The sequence below is a fragment of the Jiella avicenniae genome (genome assembly GCF_021390325.1).
Lineage (GTDB): Bacteria > Pseudomonadota > Alphaproteobacteria > Rhizobiales > Rhizobiaceae > Jiella > Jiella avicenniae.
The window spans coordinates 101660-120888 of the sequence record NZ_JAJUWU010000001.1; the positions used below are offsets into that span (position 1 = coordinate 101660).

15 protein-coding genes are annotated in these 19229 nt (G+C 68.3%); 8 read left to right on the top strand and 7 right to left on the bottom strand.

Annotation, left to right across the window (positions count from 1 at the left end):
- Positions 1-74 precede the first annotated feature (74 nt).
- From iolE to LZD57_RS00570, 7 genes are all read right to left on the bottom strand, one after another.
- On the bottom strand, positions 75-983 hold the full coding sequence (iolE, locus tag LZD57_RS00540; RefSeq protein WP_233717166.1) for a myo-inosose-2 dehydratase: 909 nt from the start codon (positions 981-983) through the stop codon (positions 75-77).
- A 319-nt stretch (positions 984-1302) separates the two neighbouring features.
- On the bottom strand, positions 1303-3129 hold the full coding sequence (gene iolD / locus LZD57_RS00545) for a 3D-(3,5/4)-trihydroxycyclohexane-1,2-dione acylhydrolase (decyclizing) (RefSeq protein ID WP_233717167.1): 1827 nt from the start codon (positions 3127-3129) through the stop codon (positions 1303-1305).
- Positions 3126-5051 carry a bifunctional 5-dehydro-2-deoxygluconokinase/5-dehydro-2-deoxyphosphogluconate aldolase gene (locus LZD57_RS00550; RefSeq protein WP_233717168.1) on the bottom strand — a complete coding sequence of 642 codons (1926 nt, stop codon included), beginning with the start codon at positions 5049-5051 and terminating at the stop codon, positions 3126-3128. The genes iolD and LZD57_RS00550 overlap by 4 nt, the downstream gene beginning before the upstream one ends.
- Entirely contained in the window at positions 5051-5809 is a 759-nt protein-coding gene (locus tag LZD57_RS00555) for an ATP-binding cassette domain-containing protein (protein ID WP_233717434.1), read from the bottom strand. The genes LZD57_RS00550 and LZD57_RS00555 overlap by 1 nt, the downstream gene beginning before the upstream one ends.
- 64 nt (positions 5810-5873) lie before the next feature.
- Entirely contained in the window at positions 5874-6980 is a 1107-nt protein-coding gene (locus LZD57_RS00560; protein ID WP_233717169.1) for an ABC transporter permease, read from the bottom strand.
- A 100-nt stretch (positions 6981-7080) separates the two neighbouring features.
- Complete coding sequence (locus LZD57_RS00565) at positions 7081-8007, bottom strand: sugar ABC transporter substrate-binding protein (protein WP_233717170.1); 927 nt, start codon at positions 8005-8007, stop codon at positions 7081-7083.
- A 152-nt stretch (positions 8008-8159) separates the two neighbouring features.
- Complete coding sequence (locus tag LZD57_RS00570) at positions 8160-8996, bottom strand: MurR/RpiR family transcriptional regulator (protein WP_233717171.1); 837 nt, start codon at positions 8994-8996, stop codon at positions 8160-8162.
- A 79-nt stretch (positions 8997-9075) separates the two neighbouring features.
- On the opposite strand from LZD57_RS00570, the gene LZD57_RS00575 reads away from it, so the two are divergent.
- The 8 genes from LZD57_RS00575 (at position 9076) to cobJ (ending at position 19137) form a co-directional block, all read left to right on the top strand.
- Positions 9076-10191, top strand: coding sequence for a Gfo/Idh/MocA family protein (locus LZD57_RS00575; RefSeq protein WP_233717172.1), 1116 nt, complete (start codon positions 9076-9078; stop codon positions 10189-10191).
- A 58-nt stretch (positions 10192-10249) separates the two neighbouring features.
- Positions 10250-11251, top strand: coding sequence for an inositol 2-dehydrogenase (gene iolG / locus LZD57_RS00580; protein ID WP_233717173.1), 1002 nt, complete (start codon positions 10250-10252; stop codon positions 11249-11251).
- A gap of 2 nt (positions 11252-11253) precedes the next feature.
- Positions 11254-12039 (top strand): TIM barrel protein, encoded by a 786-nt coding sequence (locus LZD57_RS00585; protein WP_233717174.1) that lies wholly within the window; start codon positions 11254-11256, stop codon positions 12037-12039.
- 317 nt (positions 12040-12356) lie between these two features.
- Positions 12357-13550 carry a sirohydrochlorin chelatase gene (locus tag LZD57_RS00590; RefSeq protein ID WP_233717175.1) on the top strand — a complete coding sequence of 398 codons (1194 nt, stop codon included), beginning with the start codon at positions 12357-12359 and terminating at the stop codon, positions 13548-13550.
- A gap of 1006 nt (positions 13551-14556) precedes the next feature.
- Positions 14557-15180, top strand: a complete 624-nt coding sequence (locus LZD57_RS00595) for a precorrin-8X methylmutase (protein ID WP_233717435.1) — start codon at positions 14557-14559, stop codon at positions 15178-15180.
- A gap of 59 nt (positions 15181-15239) precedes the next feature.
- A complete protein-coding gene (gene cbiE / locus LZD57_RS00600) occupies positions 15240-16490 on the top strand; it encodes a precorrin-6y C5,15-methyltransferase (decarboxylating) subunit CbiE (RefSeq protein ID WP_233717436.1) in 1251 nt (416 codons plus the stop codon).
- The gene (gene cobI / locus LZD57_RS00605; protein ID WP_233717176.1) at positions 16487-17254 is read left to right on the top strand and encodes a precorrin-2 C(20)-methyltransferase; all 768 of its coding nucleotides are present in this window, start codon (positions 16487-16489) and stop codon (positions 17252-17254) included. Before cbiE ends, cobI begins: the two co-directional genes overlap by 4 nt.
- Positions 17251-19137, top strand: coding sequence for a precorrin-3B C(17)-methyltransferase (cobJ, locus tag LZD57_RS00610; RefSeq protein WP_255699722.1), 1887 nt, complete (start codon positions 17251-17253; stop codon positions 19135-19137). The genes cobI and cobJ overlap by 4 nt, the downstream gene beginning before the upstream one ends.
- Positions 19138-19229 lie beyond the last annotated feature (92 nt).

Genomic DNA, 19229 nt, shown 5'->3' on the forward strand with positions numbered 1-19229 from the left:
CTTTCGTCGTCTCGTTCGCCCCGTGCCTTGGCGAATTGGTGCCTTGCCGCCCGTCGGCCGGTCGGGTGCTGCGGTCAGAACCCTTCGGTCAGGCCGGCGTCCTTCGCCAGCGCCTTCAAGGTCTTCAGCCCCAGCGACTGATATTGAACCGGATTGCGCACCGCCGGGTCCTGCTCGGCCTCGATGACGATCCAGCCGGCATAGCCGTTCTCGGCGAGGAGCTTCAGGCACGGTCCGAAATCGACGCCGCCCTCCTCGTCACCCGGCACGGTGAAGACGCCGCGCCGGACGCCCTCCAGAAACGACAGCCCGTCCCGCCGGACCTCGGCCATGACTTCGGGCCGGACGTTCTTGGCATGGAAATGCGACACCCGGCCGATATGCTTTTGCAGATAGGGCGCCGGATCGACGCCGTTGCCGCCGAAATAGAAATGCCCGGCATCGAAGAGCAGCCGCGTCGCCGGGCCCGTATGGGCCATGAACAGGTCGAGTTCGGCCGGGGTCTCGACCACCGTTCCCATGTGATGGTGATAGACCAGAGGAACGCCCTCGGCCGCGCAGTGCCGTGCCACCGCTTCGACCTTCTCGCCGAACTCCGCCCAGCGCTCCCTCGGCAGGACCGGCGAGGCAGCAAGGCTCGCCCCGTCGTTGCCGTGGATGGCGTTCGACGTCTCGCAGGCGATGCAGACCGTGCAGCCCATCGCCTTCAGCCTGTCCAGATGCGGCTGGATCAGTGCGATCTCCTCCTCGGCCGAGTGGACGAGGAGGTTGAGCGAGTACCAGGCGGACACGAAGGCGAGGCCGTGGGGGGCGAGGGCTGCCTTCAGCTCGGCCGGATCCCAGGGCATCTTGTGGCCGTTCTCGATGCCGGCAAAGCCGATCTCGCCGGCCTCCCTGAGGCAGGTCTCGAGGGGAATGTCGGCCCCGAGGGTTTGGTCGTCGTCGTTCGACCAGGCGATGGGATTGGTGCCGAAGCGGATCATGGGTGGGGTCCTGTGAGGGAAGGGGGGTGGTGTCGTTTGGTTTCAGGATGCGGTCGCGCGGTGTGAGGATGGCGAGGACTCGACACGGATCGGCCGCGCCGCGCCCCCCTCTGCCTGCCGGCATCTCCCCCACGAGGGGGGAGATCGATCGCCGTCGCCGGCCGCGCTCTTCGATCGCGCGCAGCACCGACGCAAGCAGACGGGTCGCCACCGCCCAAAGCTGCCGATCTCCCCTCTTGTGGGGGAGATGCCCGGCAGGGCAGAGGGGGGCGTGCAGGGCGCAATCCCGTGCAGCCAGTTACCCTGCGCGACCGACGCATCACCCGCCGGCCCGCATCTTCACCTGCTCTTCATAGGCCTTGCGCGCCTCCAGAACCTCCTCGCGCTCGGAAACTTCCGGAACCGCGACGTCCCACCAGTGGCCGCCCGGCTCGCTGGAGGGATAGGGATCGGTGTCGATCACCACGACGAACGGGCCTGCCGCATCCTTCGCCCGCTCCAGCGCCGATTCCAGCTCGGCAATCGAGGCGACATGCACCGCCGCCGCGCCCATCGAGGCGGCATGGGCGGCAAAGTCGATGTTCGAGGCCTGCGCGCGCTCGGTGTGGTCGAGGAGGTTGTTGAACTCCGCCCCGCCCGCCGACATCTGCAGGCGGTTGATGCAGCCGAAGCCGCGATTGTCGGTCAGGACGACGGTGATCTTCAGTCCCAGCATGACCGCGGTCGCCAGCTCGGAATTCGCCATCATGTAGGAGCCGTCGCCGAGCATGCAGACGACGTCGCGATCGGGCTCGGCCATCTTGATGCCGATTGCGCCGGCGATCTCGTAGCCCATGCAGGAATAACCGTATTCCATGTGATAGGCGCCGGGGCGCGGCGCCTTCCAGAGCTTGTGGAGTTCGCCCGGCATGGTGCCTGCCGCGCACATCACCACCGTATTCGGCCCGCTCGCCCGCTGCACGGCACCGATGACCTGCTGGTCGGTCGGCAGTTCGTTGCCCTCCGGGCGGGCCGTCAGCGGATCGACGGCGGCGAACCATTCGGTCTTCAGCGCAGGATCCGGCTCCGCGAAGCGCGTCTCGCCCAGGGCCTCCGACAGCATTTCGAGGCCGACCTCAGCATCGCAGCAGAGCGGCTCGGCGCCGCGCTTCATCGCGTCATAGGCGGCGACGTTGAGCGAGACGAGCCTGCGCTTCGGGTTCTTGAAGAGGTTCCACGAGCCGGTGGTGAAGTCCTGGAAGCGCGTCCCGACGCCGAGGACGAGATCGGCTTCGGCGCAGGTAACGTTGGCCGAGGAGGAGCCGGTGACGCCGACCGGGCCGAGATTCATCGGATGATCCCAGGCGAGCGCCGACTTGCCGGCCTGGCTCTCGACGACGGGGATCCGGTGCTTCTCCACAAAGGCCTTCAGCGCCTCGGTCGCGCCGGAATAGTGGACGCCGCCGCCGGCGACGATCACCGGCTTTTCGGCCGCCTTCAGGAGGTCGACGACGCCGGCGAGCTCCACCGGGTCCGGATAGGGCCGGCGGATGCGCCAGATCTTCGGCTCGAAGAAGCTTTCCGGCCAGTCATGGGCCTCGGCCTGGACGTCCTGGCAGAAGGCGAGGCAGACCGGGCCGCACTCGGCCGGATCGGTCATGGTGCGGAAGGCGCGGGGGAGGGCGGTGAGGAGCTGTTCCGGCCGCATGATGCGGTCGAAATAGCGGGTGACCGGCCGGAAGCAGTCGTTGACCGAGACGGTGCCGTCGGAAAAGTCCTCGACCTGCTGGAGGACCGGATCGGGGCCGCGATTGGCGAAGACGTCGCCGGGGATCAGCAGCAGCGGCAGGCGGTTGACATGGGCGAGGGCGGCGGCGGTGACCATGTTGGTCGCGCCGGGACCGATCGAGGATGTGACGGCCATCGCGCGGCGTCGGCCGGACTGCTTGGCATAGGCGATGGCGGCGTGGCACATCGTCTGTTCGTTGTGACCCCGGTACGTGGTGATCGCGTCACGCTCGGCATGGAGCGCCTCGCCGATGCCGGCGACGTTGCCATGGCCGAAGATCGCCCAGACGCCGCCGAGGAAAGGCTCGCCTTCTTCGGTCATCTGGACGGAAAGATATTTCACCATCGCCTGCGCGGCGGTCAGCCGGATCGTCGTCATCGCGTCGTCTCCCTGCCGGATGTCCTTGCGGCCGCCCGTGCATCATCCCAGAGGGCGCAGAGCCGGCCGTATTTCTCCGCCATCATCGCGGTGGCTTCGTCCGGCGAAAGCGTGCCGGCGAGATAGGCCTTCGCCGCCTCGCCGAAGATCGTCCGCCCGACGGCGAAGCCCTTCACCAGGTCGAACCGGGCGGCTGCGGCGAAGCTTGCCTTCAGTGCCTCTTCGGAGGCGTCGAGGCCGAGCATGACGATGCCGCGCACATGCGGATCGTTCTCGGCGATGGCGGCACAGGCGTTCTCCCAGGCGGCTTCGCTCGCCATCGGCTCGAGCTTCCACCAGTCGGGATGGATGCCGAGGTCGTAGAACCGACGGATCACCTCCGCCGTCGTCTCGTCGTCGACGAGGCCGGCCTTGGACGGGATCACCTCGAGCAGGAATTCCAGCCTGTTGCGGCGGCAGGCGTCGAACAGCCGCGCAATGCTCGCCTCCTGCTCGGCCCAGAGTTCTTGATCGTCGTCCGGATGGCAGAAGCACAGGCATTTGACCACGTGCTCGGCCGGCCATTCGGCGAGCCCGCCGCAATCCGTGCCGATCTCCGGCTCGAACATCAGAGGCCGCGAGCCCGGCCATTCGACGGGCCGGCCGATCCACAGGCCGCGCCCGGCCGCGCGATGGAGCGCCTGGCGGCCGAGCCGGCCGTCGCAGAGGAGGCCGTAGCCGGGCCGCCCGGCCTGAACTTTCAGCACAGCGTCGAGGCAAAGCTGCTTGAAGGCGCCGATTGTCTCCGTCGTCGCGCCGGGCATCTCTTCGAGCTGCATGCGATGGTCGAAGGCGAAGACCCGCATCACCGGCCATTCGCCCTTGCGGTTGGTCGACCAGTGGATCTGTTCGAGCTCCGCGTCCTTTCGCAGCGCCTTCTCCCTGACGCCGCGCTTCAGGAAGAATTCGAGCTCGGCCAGCGAAGGATAGGCCGGCGTGCAGCCATGGCGCGAGACGGCGAAGGCGCCGCAGGCATTGGCATATTCGAGCGAGCGCGGCCAGGCCTCGCCGTCGAGCCAGCCCTTCAGGAGCCCCGACATGAAGCCGTCGCCGGCGCCCAGAACGTTGAACACCTCGATCGGAAAGCCGGGGCCGGCCTCACCGTCATCGAGGCTCGCCGGAATGGCGCCGGTAAAGGCGACGGCGCCCGCCGCGCCCCGCTTGCAGACGAGGGTGGCCGCCGAGACGGCGCGCACCGCCCTGAGGGCCTCGACGGTGTCGGTCGTTCCGCCGGCGATGTGGAACTCCTCCTCCGTGCCGACGATCAGGTCGAACAGAGGCAGCGTCGACTGGAGCTTGGCCGTCACCGCTTTCGACGCGATGAAGCGTTCCTCCCCGGCGCCGTGGCCGGCGAGGCCCCAGAGGTTGGGGCGGTAGTCGATGTCGAGCGCGGTGCGCGCGCCGTGCTCCCGTGCGAGGCGGATCGCCTTCAGGACGGCCGCCTCCGTCTGCGGATGGCTGAGATGGGTGCCGGTCGCGACGACCGCCCGCGCCCTCGCGATGAAGGCCTCGTCGATGTCGGCTTCCGACAGCGCCATGTCGGCGCAGTTCTCGCGATAGAAGATCAGCGGAAACTGCGTGTCGTCGCGAATGCCGAGGAGGACGAGGGCGGTGAGCCGCTCGGAATCTGTGACGACGCCGGTGGTGTCGACACCCTCGCGGCGCAGCTCCTCGATCAGGAACCGCCCCATGTGCTCGTCGCCGACGCGGGTGATCAGCGCCGATTTGAGGCCGAGCCGGGCCGTTCCGGTCGCCATGTTGGTGGGCGAGCCGCCGACATATTTGTCGAAGCTCCGCATGTCCTCCAGCCGGCCGCCGACCTGCCCGCCGTAAAGATCGACGGAGGAGCGGCCGATGGTGATGAGATCGAGGTTCTTTTCCATCAGACGGTCCCGCCGAGCGAGCCTTCCAGCGCGGCCATTTCCTGGCCGCCGGCCATCATGTCCTGCAGCTCGTTGCCGGTGATGTCGCCGCGCTTCGCCGTGCCCAGCGTCCTGCCGCGGTTGAGCACGGTGAAGCGGTCGCCGACGGCGAGGGCATGGCGGACGTTGTGGGTGATAAAGACGACGCCGACGCCCTGCTTGCGAACCCGGTCGATGGTGGCGAGCACGTTGGAGGTCTGGCGAACGCCGAGCGCCGAGGTCGGCTCGTCGAGGATGAGAACCTTCGCGCCGAAATAGACGGCCCTTGCTATGGCGACGGTCTGGCGCTCGCCGCCGGACAGGGTGCCGACGGCCTGGTCCGGCGAGCGCAGCCGGATCCCCATCTCGCGCATGGCGTCCATCGTCGCGGTGTTCGCCTTGTCGATGTCCATGCGCTTGGTGAGCCATTTCCCCTTGGTCGGCTCGCGGCCCATGAAGAAATTGCGGGTCACCGACATCAGCGGGATCATGGCCAGATCCTGGAACACCGTGGCGATGCCGGCCTCCATGGCGTCGCGCGGGCTGGAGAAGGCCATCGGCTTGCCGTTCAGGAAGATCTCGCCCTTGGTCGGCTTGTGGACGCCCGACATGGTCTTGATGAAGGTCGACTTGCCGGCGCCGTTGTCGCCGAGCAGGCAGTGGCATTCGCCGGCCACGACGTCGAAGCTGACGCCGGCGAGCGCGATGATGTTGCCGAAGTGCTTTTCGATGTCGCGCATCTGGACGATCGGCTCGGCGCCGACCTTCGGATCGCCATGGTGAAAGGTGGTGTCGCCGGCCATCTCAGCGCTCTCCCGTCACGCGTTTGCGGATGAAGTTGTTGAACAGGACGGCGGCGAGCAGCATGGCGCCGAGAAACACCTGGAACCAGTCCTGGTCGATGGTGGTGTAGGTCAGCCCGATGGTGACCATGCCGAAGATGATCGCGCCGAAGAAGGCGCCGATCGCCGAGCCGTAGCCGCCGGTCAGAAGGCAGCCGCCGATGACCGCGGCGATGATCGCCTCGAACTCCTTCATGAAGCCGCGCCGCGCGTCGGTCGAGCCGGCGTCGATGACGGTGATGATGGCGACGAGCGTCGCGCAGCAGGCGGTGAGGACGAAGAGCGAGATCTTCACCCGGCGCACCGGCACGCCCGAGTTCGACGCGGCATTCTCGTCGCCGCCGGAGGCGAAGATCCAGTTGCCCTGGGGCGTGCGCAGAAGGACGTAGGTGGCGACGAGGGCGAAGGCGACGAACCAGAGGATCTCGACGGGTATGCCCGGCACCTTCGGCATGCCGCTCGAAAACCGGTCGATCAGTCCCTGCTTGGCCAGCCAGGCGAACAGGCCCGTCAAGGCGTCGCCGGAAAAGATCGGCGTCAGGAAGTCCCCCTCCACGGCATCCCGGACGCCGCGCAGCTGGGTCGAGCCGCCGGTGGCGATCTTCAGGCCGACCAGCGAGGCGCCGCGCAGGATGAAGAGAAAGGCCAGGGTCACGATGAAGGACGGCAGGCCGGTCCTCAAGACGATCGTGCCGTTGAGGGCGCCGAGCGCGGCGGCGATGGCGAAGGTCGCGGGAATGGCGATGACCAGCGGCATGCCGAAGGTGACGACGAAAGCGCCGAAGATCAGCCCGGAAAAGGCCACCATGGAGCCGATCGACAGGTCGAACTCGCCGCCGATCATCAGCATCGCCGCGCCGATGGCGAGAATGCCGAGCTGGGCCGCCGGGGTCATGAAATTCATCACGCCGGACAGGGTGAACATCGTATCCGAGGCGGTGAACAGGAAGAAGATCGTCACCGCGACGACGCCGGCGAGTGCGCCGAGTTCCGGCCGCTTCATCAGTCTGGTGGCAAAGCCTTCCTGCTTCACCCGCTCGTCCTGAACGGATTCCGAGACGTCTGCCATGGCGATTCCTAGAAATTTTCCTGGGCGATGACGAGCCGCGGCGGCTTCGGCGCTGCGGCTCGTCGGTCGTTTGCGTGATCGGTCGAAAGCGCCGATGGCGTCAGCGAATGCCCTTGGACGACAGTTCGATCACCTGCTCGGCCTTGTCCTTGGTGACGAGGTTCGGGCCGGAGGGCACGTTGCCGCCGGGCATCAGGCCGTATTTCGCGTCGAGCGCCAGGAAGGCGACCGGCAGATAGCCCTGCAGGAACTGCTGCTGGTCGATGGCGAAGGCCGCCTTGCCGTCGGCGACGTCCTTGAGGAAGCCGGCCGACAGGTCGAAGGAGGCGACCTTCACGCTGTCGCCGCGGCCGACCGCCTGAACGGCCTCGACCGCCGGCTCGCCGACCGTCGCGGCGCCGAGGCCGAGAATGGTGTCGACGTCCTGGTTCGATTCCAGCGCCGCCTGCACCTTCGACTTCACCTCGGTCGGATCGTTCGAGGTCGGCAGCACCTCGACCTTGCCGCCGAAGCCTTCCGTAAAGCCGGCGCAGCGCTGGTCGAGCGAGACGTTGCCGACTTCCTGGTTGACGCAGAGCGCGGTCGTGCCGCCCATTTCCTTGAGCTTTTCACCCGCCGTCTTGCCGGCGGTGAACTCGTCCTGGCCGACATGGAGCAGGGCGCCGAGCGTTTTGGAAACGTCCGAGCCCGAATTCATCGAGATCACCGGAATGCCGGCCTGGACCGCCCGCTCGATCGAGGGGCCGAGGGCGTCGGCATCGGGGATGGAGACGACGAGGCCGTCCGGCTCCTGATTGACGGCGGCGTCGATGAGCTGGCTCATCTGCACCATGTCGAAGGTTTCGGGCGCCCGGTAGTCGACGCTGGCGCCGGTGTTCTTCGCAGCCTCCTCGACGCCGTTCTTGACGACGGACCAGAACGGGTCGTTGGCTTGGCCGTGCGTGACGACGATGATCTGTTGGGCGGCGGCCGGCCCGGCAATCGTCAGGGCGACGGCTGCGACGGCGAGTTTCTTCAAGATGCTCAATGGTTCCTCCCTCGGCTGAGCGAATGCACTGCACGGCCTTCCCGGCCGCGTCCGGCGTTGCCGAACCTTTCGATCTTCCACCGTCCTCCCGGCAAATTCGGCCAACGGTTTTGGAAGATTTATTCTATTTTTGCCCCCTGAAGCCCGGCTTGTCAATCGGCCGATTCACGATTCTGGCCGACGGCGACGGCCAGCGAGGTCGCGAGGGTCAGCGCTGCGGTCGGGACGCGAAAGGCCCCGACGTCGACCTCGCGGGCGACGAGAAGGACGGTGGCGGCCTCGCTCAGCGGCCCGTCCTCGGTGTCGCTGAGGCCGATCACCGGGATGCCGCGATCGGCGACGCTGGCGGCAAGGCTCAGCGTTTCCTGGGAAAACGGCTTGAAGCTGACGGCGAAGAGAGCGTCGCCCGGGCGGATGGCGTGATCGCTTTCGATCTGCGCGGAGGTGCGGTGAATGACCGTCGGCACCTGCATCTTGTCGAGCAGGTAGCCCATGTAGCTGACGATGGCGAAGGCCCGGCGCAGGCCGACGAGATGGACCGTGCCGGCCGAAGCGAGAAGCTCGGCGGCCTTGGCGAGTTTCCCGCTGTCGAGGTCGTTCATCAGGAAAACCAACGACTTGTGACCGGCCTCCGCGAAGTTTGCAGCAAGCCATCCGGGCCCTTCGCCACCGCGTGTCCGCAGCTGCGACAGCCGTTCGGCATAGTCCGGCCGGAACTCCCGGTATTCGGCGCGAAACAGTGCCTGCATCTGCGAGAAGCCGGAAAAGCCCAGCGCCTGGCAGAAGCGCATGAAGGCGGAGGGCTGGACGCCCGCGCCGGCCGAAAGATCGGCGACGGTCGAGACGGCGACGAGATGGATGTTGTGGCGCAGGAACTCGGCGCACTGGCCGAGCCGCTTCGGCAGCATGTCGGCGATCCCGTCGAGCCGCTCGATGAGTTCCGACACGCTCTCGGGTGCCTTTGCTTCCAGCGCTGCGGGTTCGACCATGGAATTCTCCCATCTTGACAGCGGCACTATACAGGCGCATCCCCCTGATGGAATAGATATTCCAAATCGGGGAGGGCAAATGTCGATCGGTCTCGGCCTCATCGGCACCGGCTTCATGGGCAAGGCCCATGCGCTGGCCTATCGCGCTGCGGGGGCGGTTTTCGGCGATCTGCCGCAGGTGCGGCTCGCGCTGCTCTGCGACACCCCGCGCGACAAGGCCGACGCGATGGCCCGGCAGTTCGGTTTCGAGGCCGCGACGGACGAGTGGCGCGAACTCGCCGCCAGTCCCGACGTCGACATCGTCTCGATCACCACGCCCAACGCCCTTCACAAGGAGATGGCGCTGGCGGCGATCGCGGCGGGAAAGCACGTCCATTGCGAAAAACCGATGGCGCTGACCCTCGAAGACGCCCGCGAAATGGAAGCGGCCGCGCGGCGAAGCGGCGTCCGCACGATCATCGGCTACAACTACATCCACAACCCAGCCTTCGCCCATGCCCGCCGCCTGATCGAGGAAGGCGTCGTCGGCCGGCCGGTGCATTTCCGCGGCATCGTCGACGAGGACTATCAGGCCGATCCCGACCTTCCCTGGACGTGGCGGGCCAAGCGCGCCGATGCCGGCCTCGGCGCGTTGGGCGATCTCGGTTGCCATCTCGTCTCGATGGCGGTCGGCCTGATGGGGCCGGTGGAAAGCCTCGTCGCCGATACGCAGATCATCCATCAGACGCGGCCCCTCGGCGACGGCTCCGGCCGCGGCACGGTCGAGAACGAGGATGCGGCGAGCGCGATCCTGCGGTTTCACGGCGGTGCCCAAGGGGCGCTCTCCACCTCGCGCTCTGCCTGGGGGCGCAAGAACAAGCTCGACTTCGAGGTGCACGGCACGAAAGGCATGATCGCCTTTTCCCAGGAGCGGATGAACGAGCTGCAGCTCTATGTGAACGACGGGCCCCGTTCCCAGCAGGGCTTCCGCACCATCCTCACCGGCCCCGAGCATCCGCCCTACGGCGCCTTCTGCCCGGCGCCCGGCCATCAGCTCGGCTTCGGCGATCTCAAGACCATCGAGGCGGCCTCGTTCCTGCGCGCCATCGCCGGGGATGCGCCCAACCACCCCGACTTCACCGCCGCGCTGTCGTTCGAGGCCGTCATACACGCCATCGACGTCTCCGCCCGAGAGGGGCGGCGCGTCAATCTCTGACATCCGAAAATCTCCGACATCTGACGATCGTCCGCCCCGCCGGACAGGGAGGAAACCCATGAAAGTCGCACTCTTCGGCGCCGGCCGCATCGGCAAGGTCCACGCCGCCTCGATCAAGGCCGATTCGCGGTCGGACCTCGTCGCCGTCACCGACGTCGTCGCCGAGGCCGCGGATAGCCTCGCGAAGGAGCACGGCATCGCCGTCCGCACCCCTGAGGACATTCTCGCCGACCCGGCGATCGACGCGATCCTGATCGCCTCTTCGACGAACACCCACGCCGAACTCATCGAAAAGGGCGTTGCGGCGAACAAGGCGATCTTCTGCGAAAAGCCGATCGACCTGTCGCTCGAGCGGGCGCGACGCGTCCGCGAGATCGCGGCCAAGTCGGCGAAGCCGGTGATGATGGGCTTCAACCGCCGCTTCGATCCGAACTTCGCCGCCATCAAGACGGCCCTCGACGCCGGCGAGATCGGCAGGGGCGAAATGCTCGCCGTCACCTCCTACGATCCGGCGCCGCCGCCGGTCGCCTACGTCAAGGTCTCGGGCGGGCTCTACCGGGACATGATGATCCACGACTTCGACATGTGCGCCTTTCTCTTCGGCATGCCCGAGAGCGTCATGGCGCATGGCTCCTGCCTGGTCGATCCGGAGATTGGCGAGGCCGGCGACGTCGACACCGCCGTCGTCGTCCTGACCTATTCGGACGGGCGGCTCGCTACGATCCGCAACTCCCGCCGCGCCGCCTTCGGCTACGACCAGCGGGTGGAGCTGCTCGGCTCGGACGGCATGCTGGAGGCGAGGAACGAGGTCGAGAACACGGTGGTCAAGTCGACCGCGGCAGGCGTCTCCTCGGCCAAGCCGATGTTCTTCTTCCTCGAACGCTACATGCGCGCCTATCAGATCGAATGGGCCGCCTTCGTCGACGCGGTCGAGGGCGGCAAGCCCGTGCCGGCCACCGTCGAGGACGGTGTGAACGCGCTGGCTCTGGCGGAAGCCGCGAACCGCTCGCGCCAGGAGGGCCGCCCCGTCGCGGTCGCCGAGGTGATGGCGGGAGCCTGACCATGGCCTTCACTCTCGCCGCCTGCGCCGAAATGCTGTGGCGCGACCGCCCGATGGAGTGGCGGGTGAAGCGTCTTTGCGAACTCGGCTACGAGGTCGGGCTGTGGAACTGGCCGGATCACGACCTCGCCATGCTGGAGAGATCCGGCGCGACGTTTTCGATCATGAACGGCTATCTGTCCGGTCGCCTCGCCGACGACGAGGGCGCCGCCGAGCTCCTGCGCACGGCGCGCCAGACCGCCGAGGTGGGCCTTCGTCTCGGCGTCCGGCGGCTCAACCTCCATGGCACCGGCCTCGGCGAGGGTGGACTGCCGGTGACGCCGTGCGAGACCGTCAGCGGCGCCATGTGGTTGAAGGCGCGCGACACGCTGGAGAGGATCGCCGATCTCGCCGAGGAAAAGGGCGTCGTCTTCACGCTGGAAAACCTCAACACGGCCGTGGATCACCCGGGCGTGCCCTTTGCGAGGGCGGCGGACACTCTGGCGCTCGTTTCGGCGGTGAACCGGCCGGGGCTGAAGCTCAATCTCGACCTCTATCACGCACAGATCGGCGAGGGGAATCTGATCGAACTCTGCCGCTCCGCCTTGCCGTGGATCGGCGAGATCCAGGTCGCGGACGTCCCGGGCCGAATGGAGCCCGGCACCGGCGAAATCGCCTATGCCGGCATTGCCCGGGCGCTCGCGGCGATGGGCTATGACGGCGCCGTCGGGATGGAGGCCTTTGCGAGCGGCGATCCGGACGACGCGCTGGCGGCCTTTCGGCAGGCCTTCAACCTTCCTGCGACGTAGCCGACGAGCCGCTCCCGGCGCTGTCGGTCGAAAGCGGCCCATCCAGGCGGCGGGTTCGACGACGGTCCGGCCCTTCGGTGAGCGGGCGGGTTGCGCCGGTTGCGCGGAGCTCTCGCCGTGTTCGGGTTTGACCGCGCCGCAATTCCCATCTACCCCATGGCGATCAATCGACGGTGCCCCTCCCGAAGGGGCTGAAAGCGATTCCGGTGCGGCCGACCCAAGCAGGGGGCCAAGACGGAGCTGTCGGAACGATCCGCCGATCCTCGACGAGGGTTCGCGGCTCCTCCGGCGTCGTCAACGGACTAGGAGGGAACGTCATGAAAGCCTTGATGCTGTGCGGCCATGGCAGCCGCGACGAGGGCGCGGTGCGCGAATTCGCCGGGCTCGCCGAGAAGCTGAAGGCCCGGCTGCCGGACTGGAAGACCGACTACGGCTATCTGGAATTCGCCAAGCCGATCATCCGCGACGGGCTCGACCGGCTGCGGGGCGAGGGCGCGCGCGAGATCATGGCGCTGCCGGGCATGCTGTTCGCCGCCGGCCATGCCAAGAACGACATTCCATCGGTGCTCAACACCTATGCCGCCGAAAACGGCGTGACGATCAACTACGGCCGCGAGCTCGGCATCGACCTGAAGATGCTGCGCGCCGCCGGCGAGCGGATCAAGGAATGCTTGAGAGCCGACGGCTGGCAGGACGGCGAGCCGCTGCACGACACGATGCTCGTCGTGGTCGGCAGAGGCGCCTCCGATCCCGACGCCAACTCCAACGTTTCCAAGGTCATGCGGATGCTGTGGGAAGGCTTCGGTTTCGGCTGGGGCGAGACCTGCTATTCCGGCGTCACCTTTCCGCTGGTCGGGCCGGGGCTGACCCATGCCGCCAAGCTCGGCTACAAACGGATCGTCGTCTTTCCCTATTTCCTCTTCACCGGCATCCTGGTGCGGCGGATCTACGACCAGACCGACACCGTGGCGGCCGCCCATCCGGACATCAAATTCCTCAAAGCGCCCTATCTCGGCGACCACGATCTGGTGGTCGAGACCTTCGTGGACCGTCTCGATGAGATCCTCGAAGGCACCAACAACATGAACTGCCAGCTCTGCAAGTATCGCGAGCAGGTGCTGGGATTCGAGGCCGAGGTGGGGCTCGCCCAGGAGAGTCACCACCACCACGTCGAGGGCATCGGCTCGTCCGCCGACTGCAAGCTCTGCGACACGACCTGTACCGGGGCCTGTCAGGCAAAGCCTGCCGCGGGCGCAAAGTCCGCCGCGGGACATTCCCACGCCGATCACTCCCGTGGCGGTCATCATCACCACCATGACGGTGGCACCCACCATCACCACCACCACGGGGACGGCCATCACCATCATCATCATGGTGACGGCGGCCATGATCATGCCCATGATCACGGGCATTCCCATGCCGGCGGGAATGGCCACACCCACGACCATGGGCACCACCACCATCCCTATCCGCATGCCGACCACCCTCTCGGCCCGCGATCGATGCGCTAGTTCGAGCGCTCGACGCGCCGGCTGACGACGCGCCAGAAGACGAGACGACCCGATGCCCCTTTTCGACCGCTACGCCATCGTCGACTGGTCGGCCGCCAACACGCCGACCACCGGCAAGGATTCGATCTGGATCGCGCTGGCCGAGCGGGAAGGCGGCGAGGTGCGGATGATCGAGACCTCGAACCCGCCGACCCGCTCGGCGGCGATGGCCCGGCTGAGACAGTTCTTTCGCGATGCGCTCGCCGAGGACAAGACCGTCTTCGCCGGCTTCGACTTTCCTTTCGGCTATCCGCAGGGCGGCGCCTCGGCGATCACCGGCGAGGCTGGCTGGCAGGCGCTCTGGAGCTTCTTCGCCGAGGCGATGCAGGACCGGGACGACAACTTTTCCAACCGCTTCGAGGTGACGGGCCGCCTCAACCGCGAGCGCCTCTCCTTCGCGCCGATGTATTGGGGTCGGCCGATGCACCAGGACGTGCCGGGCCTGTCCGTGACCAAGCCCGATCCCTATCCGACGGCTTTGCCCGAAAAGCGCATGGCCGAGGCGCGCACCGGCAAGGCCCAGCCCGTCTGGAAGCTGAACTTCACCGGTTCGGTCGGCAGCCAGGCGATCACCGGCATCGCCCGGCTGCAGCATCTTCGCGCCGATCCGGAATTTTCCGGCAAGATCGCCGTCTGGCCCTTCGAGACCCGCTTCGCCGAGGCGATCTCGGCACCCATCGTCCTCGCCGAGATCTATCCCGGCCTCGTCGACATCGAGAAGGGCGAAAAATCCTGCCTCGACGAGGCGCAGGTCGACACGCTCGCCGAACTCTTCGCAAGGCTCGACGCGGCCGATCGCTTCGCGCCTCTGCTCGACGTGCCGCGCGGGCTGTCTGAGGAGGAACTCGCCGCGGTCCTCGCCGAGGAAGGCTGGATCGTCGGCCTCGACCAGCTCAAGGAGGCCAATCTCGTTCCCGACCGTGGCGGTCTCGACGACCTCGCCAATGGCGCTGCCGAAGACGGCTATCTGCGGGACCCGGCGGCGATCTATGCCGAGAGCTTCCGGATCATCCGCGAAGAGGCGGATCTTTCGGCCGTGCCGGAGGAGGCCGAGGCGCTGGCCGTCCGGATGATCCACGCCTGCGGCATGACCGACATCGTCACCGATCTCGCCGTCTCGGAGGGCGCCGTCGCCGCAGGCCAGGCAGCGCTCGACGCCGGCGCACCGATCCTCTGCGATTCGGAAATGGTCGCCCACGGCATCATCTCCGCCAATCTGAAGCAGCAGAACAAGATCGTCTGCCGCCTCACCGACCCGCGCACCCGCCGCATCGCCGAGAAGAACGCGACCACCCGCTCGGCCGCCCAGGTGGACCTTTGGAGCGACGATCTGCTCGAGGGTGCGATCGTCGCCATCGGCAACGCGCCGACCGCGCTGTTCCGCCTGCTCGAGCGCCTGGACGAAGGCGCGCCGCGCCCGGCGCTGATCGTCGGAATGCCGGTCGGCTTCGTCGGCGCCGCCGAGTCGAAGGCCGCGCTTCTCGCCGATTCCCGCGGCGTTCCCTTCGTCACCCTGTCCGGGCGGCGCGGCGGTTCGGCGCTGGCGGCGGCGGCCGTCAACGCGCTCGCCATGGGGACGAAGGAGCCGTGAGCGATCCCGTCCGTCCCTGGCTTGCCGGCAAGGCGCAGACGGGCGGCGACGACCCGGCCGTGCCGGCGCCGGACGGCCCCTGGCTGACGGTCGTCGGCATCGGCGATGGCGGCCTTTCCTCCCTGACCGGCGAGGCGCTCGACGCGATCGACCGGGCCGGAACGATCTTCGGCGGCGAGCGGCATCTCGCCATGCTGGGTGAAACCCGGGCCGAGACGGTTCCGTGGGACAAGCCCTTCGCCGACGCGCTCGATCGGCTGCTCGCGCGCGCCGGGACGCCGACCGTCGTCCTCGCCACCGGCGATCCGATGTGGTTCGGCGTCGGGGCGACGCTCGCACGCCATGTTTCGCCGGGCGCGATGCGGGTGCTGCCGGCGCCGTCCGCGTTTTCGCTCGCCGCCGCCAAGCTCGGCTGGCCGATCCAGACCACCGCCTGTCTCACCGTCCACGGAAGGCCGGTCGACCAGTTGTCGCGGCATCTCTTTCCGGGCGAGCGGCTGCTGATCCTGTCCGAGGACGCAGGCTCGCCCCGCGAGATCGCCCGGCTTCTGACCAGCCGTGGCTTCGGCCAGAGCCGGCTGGTGGTGCTCGAACATCTCGGCGGCGAGCGCGAGGCGATCCGTGAGACCCTGGCGGCCGGCTACGATCTGGAAGATGGCGCCGATCTCAACCTCGTCGCCGTCGAATGCGTCGCCGGGCGCGCGGCGACCCCGCGCCCGACCGTCGCCGGCCTGCCGGACGACGCCTTCGTCCATGACGGCAAGATGACCAAGCGCACGCTGCGGGCCCTGGCGATCGCCGCGCTCGAGCCGATGCCCGGCGCGCTGCTCTGGGACGTCGGCGCCGGCGCCGGCTCGATCGCCGTCGAATGGCTGCGGGCCGCGCCCCGAGCCCGCGCCGTCGCCATCGAGCCGAAGCCGGAGCGCTGCGCGACGATCGCCGAGAACGCCGCGACGCTCGGCGTGCCGGAACTCCTGATCGTCGAGGGCCCGGCGCCGCAGGCCTATGCCGGGCTCGACGCGCCCGACGCGATCTTCATCGGCGGCGGCCTGTCGGACGGCGTCTTCGCGGCGGCCTTCGACGCGCTGAAGCCCGGCGGGCGGATGGTCGCCCATGCGGTGACGCTGGAATCGGAAGCGATTCTGATCGATCTTCACGGCCGGCTCGGTGGGGAACTGATGCGCATCGCCATCGACCGGGCCGAGACGGTCGGGCCGTTCCGCGGCTTCAAGCCGGCAATGCCGGTCGTCCACTGGCATCTGACGAAGCCCCATCCGAGACCCCGGCCGGGCACGGGACAGGCCGGATGAGCGGCATTCTCTACGGCCTCGGCGTCGGCCCGGGCGATCCGGAGCTGTTGACGCTGAAGGCGCTGCGGATCCTGAAATCCTGCCCGGTCGTCGCCTATCCGGCGCCCGATCACGGCCAGAGCTTCGCGCGGTCGATCGTCGCCGGGTTTCTCGCCGGCGACCAGGACGAGATCCCGATCGTCGTGCCGATGCGCGTCGAGCGGTTTCCGGCAGCCGAGGTCTACGACCGGGCGGCCGAGGCGATCGCGGCGCGGCTGACCCGCGGCGAGGACGTCGCCGTCCTCTGCGAGGGCGATCCGTTCTTCTACGGCTCCTTCATGTATCTCTTCGAGCGCCTCGCCGAGCGCTACGCGGTCGAGATCGTGCCGGGCGTCGCCTCGCCGATGGCCTCGGCGGCGCGGGCGCTGCAGCCGATCGCTTCGCGCAACGACGTCCTCACCGTCATTCCCGGCCCGCTCGACGACGCGGCGCTGACCGAAAAGCTCGAAGGCGTCGAGGCCTTCGTCATCATGAAGCTCGGCCGGCATTTCGACCGGGTGAAGGCGCTGATCGCGCGGCTCGGCCTTCTCGATCGCGCGGTCTATTGCGAGCGGGTGACGCTGGCCGAGGAGCGGGTGATGCCACTCGCCGAGGTGTCGGGTGCCGCGCCCTATTTCTCGATGATCCTCGGCTATCGCGGCGAGGAGCCGGCCATCGCGCGCCGTTATGCCCGCGAGGCAGCCGGGATTCTCGCGATCCCTTCCAATCCGACAGATCGGGCCTGACCGCCGTGCCGAACGACAGACCCGCCGTCATCCATCTCACCGAGGCGGCGAAGCCGCTCGCCGATCGGATCGCGGCGGCGATCGGAGGCGAGGCGATCGGCGTCGGAGCGCGGGCGGTACGCGCCGAGACCACCGGCGCACCAATCGGATCGGCCGCCCCCGGCGTCGGCGAGAGCCTGCGCGGTCTCTTCGCGGCCGGTCGGCCGCTCGTCGCGCTGATGGCGAGCGGCGCCCTGATCCGCATCCTGGCGCCGCTTCTTTCCGACAAGCAGTCCGAACCGCCGGTCGTCGCCGTCGCCGAAGACGGCTCGGCCGTCGTGCCGCTTCTCGGCGGCCATCACGGCGCCAACGACCTCGCGCGCCGCATCGCGGCGGTGACGGACGGCTTCGCGGCGGTGACGACGGCAGGCGACGTGAAATTCGGCGTCGCCCTCGACGCGCCGCCCGCGGGGTATGCGCTGGAGAACCCGCAGGACGCCAAGGCCGTGATGGCGGCGCTCGTCTCAGGCGCGAGCGCGCGCCTCGAGGCGGCGGCGCCCTGGCTCGAAGCCTCGGCGATCCCGCTTGCCGAAAACGACTCGTCCGACGTCGCGACCGTCCGGCTGACGGTCACATCGACGGGCCGCTCTCCTCTGCCGAACGAACTCCTCTACCGGCCGAAGACCCTCGTCCTCGGCCTCGGTGCCGAGCGCGGCGCGCCCGCCGAAGAGGCGATCGCCCTTGCCGAGAACGTGCTGGCCGAAGCCGGCGTCAGCCCCCTGTCGCTGGCGGCCGTCGCCAGCCTCGACGTCAAGGCGGACGAAGCGGCGGTGCATGCGGTGGCTGAACATTTCGGCGTCCCGGCGCGGTTTTTTGCCGCCGCGCGTCTGGAAGAGGAGGCGCCGCGGCTGGAGAACCCGTCCGACGTCGTCTTCGCCGAGGTCGGCTGCCATGGCGTCGCGGAGGGCGCGGCGCTTGCCGGCGTCGGCGCGGCCGGCCGGCTGCGGATCGCCAAGCGCAAGTCGAAGCGGGTCACCGCCGCCCTCGGCGAGGCGCCGGAGCCGGTCGATCCCGCGACCATCGGCCGGGCGCGGGGCACGCTCTTCGTCGTCGGCATCGGCCCGGGCAGCGAGGCTTGGCGTTCGCCGGAGGTGAGCCGCATGGTGGCCGCCTCGACCGATCTCGTCGGCTATTCGCTCTATCTCGATCTTCTCGGCCCGCTGACGGGCGGCAAGACCCGCCACGACTTCGACCTCGGCAAGGAGGAGGCGCGGGTGCGCCACGCCATGGAACTGGCCGGCGAGGGACGGAGGGTGGCCCTCGTCTGTTCCGGCGACGCCGGCATCTACGCCATGGCGACGCTGGTCTTCGAGCTTCTCGACAAGGGCGACGTCACGGACGCCGCAAAACGGATCGAAATCGTCAATTCGCCCGGCATCTCGGCCCTGCAGGGCGCCGCCGCCCGCGCCGGCGCGCCGCTCGGCCACGACTTCTGTACCATCTCGCTCTCCGATCTCCTGACGCCCTGGGACGACATAAAGCGGCGGGTGAAGGCCGCGGCGGAGGGCGACTTCGTCATCGCCTTCTACAACCCCGTCTCGAAGAAGCGCCGGACCCAACTCGCCTTCGCCCGCGACGTGCTGCTGCAGCACCGCCCGGCCGACACGCCGGTGATTTTGGCCGCGAATCTCGGCCGCAAGGGAGAGACGGTGCGGATCGTGCCGCTGGAGGCGCTCGACGTGGACGAGGTCGACATGCTGACGGTGGTGATCGTCGGCTCGTCCAACACCCGCGTCGTTTCGACCGGCGACGGCAAGCGCTGGGCCTATACGCCGCGTGGCTATGCGCGCAAGGACGGGACGGGGATCGCCGGCGGTTATGCCGGGGCGATGCCCTCGAGGTAACCCGTCAGGGTGAGGTTCTCGGCCCGTCATGGACCGGCAGGGCAGAGGGGGCGCGAAGGGCGTCGACGTCGAAAGCTCGAGCTCCCCACATA

Excerpts from the sequence above, each read along its gene's own strand:
- iolE (WP_233717166.1), bottom strand. The coding sequence starts at position 983 with ATGATCCGCTTCGGCACCAATCCCATCGCCTGGTCGAACGACGACGAC.
- LZD57_RS00585 (WP_233717174.1), top strand. The coding sequence starts at position 11,254 with ATGGCCTTCACTCTCGCCGCCTGCGCCGAAATGCTGTGGCGCGACCGC.
- LZD57_RS00560 (WP_233717169.1), bottom strand. The coding sequence starts at position 6,980 with ATGGCAGACGTCTCGGAATCCGTTCAGGACGAGCGGGTGAAGCAGGAA.
- iolG (WP_233717173.1), top strand. The coding sequence starts at position 10,250 with ATGAAAGTCGCACTCTTCGGCGCCGGCCGCATCGGCAAGGTCCACGCC.
- LZD57_RS00555 (WP_233717434.1), bottom strand. The coding sequence starts at position 5,809 with ATGCGCGACATCGAAAAGCACTTCGGCAACATCATCGCGCTCGCCGGC.
- LZD57_RS00570 (WP_233717171.1), bottom strand. The coding sequence starts at position 8,996 with ATGGTCGAACCCGCAGCGCTGGAAGCAAAGGCACCCGAGAGCGTGTCG.
- LZD57_RS00575 (WP_233717172.1), top strand. The coding sequence starts at position 9,076 with ATGTCGATCGGTCTCGGCCTCATCGGCACCGGCTTCATGGGCAAGGCC.
- LZD57_RS00550 (WP_233717168.1), bottom strand. The coding sequence starts at position 5,051 with ATGGAAAAGAACCTCGATCTCATCACCATCGGCCGCTCCTCCGTCGAT.
- iolD (WP_233717167.1), bottom strand. The coding sequence starts at position 3,129 with ATGACGACGATCCGGCTGACCGCCGCGCAGGCGATGGTGAAATATCTT.
- LZD57_RS00590 (WP_233717175.1), top strand. The coding sequence starts at position 12,357 with ATGAAAGCCTTGATGCTGTGCGGCCATGGCAGCCGCGACGAGGGCGCG.
- cobI (WP_233717176.1), top strand. The coding sequence starts at position 16,487 with ATGAGCGGCATTCTCTACGGCCTCGGCGTCGGCCCGGGCGATCCGGAG.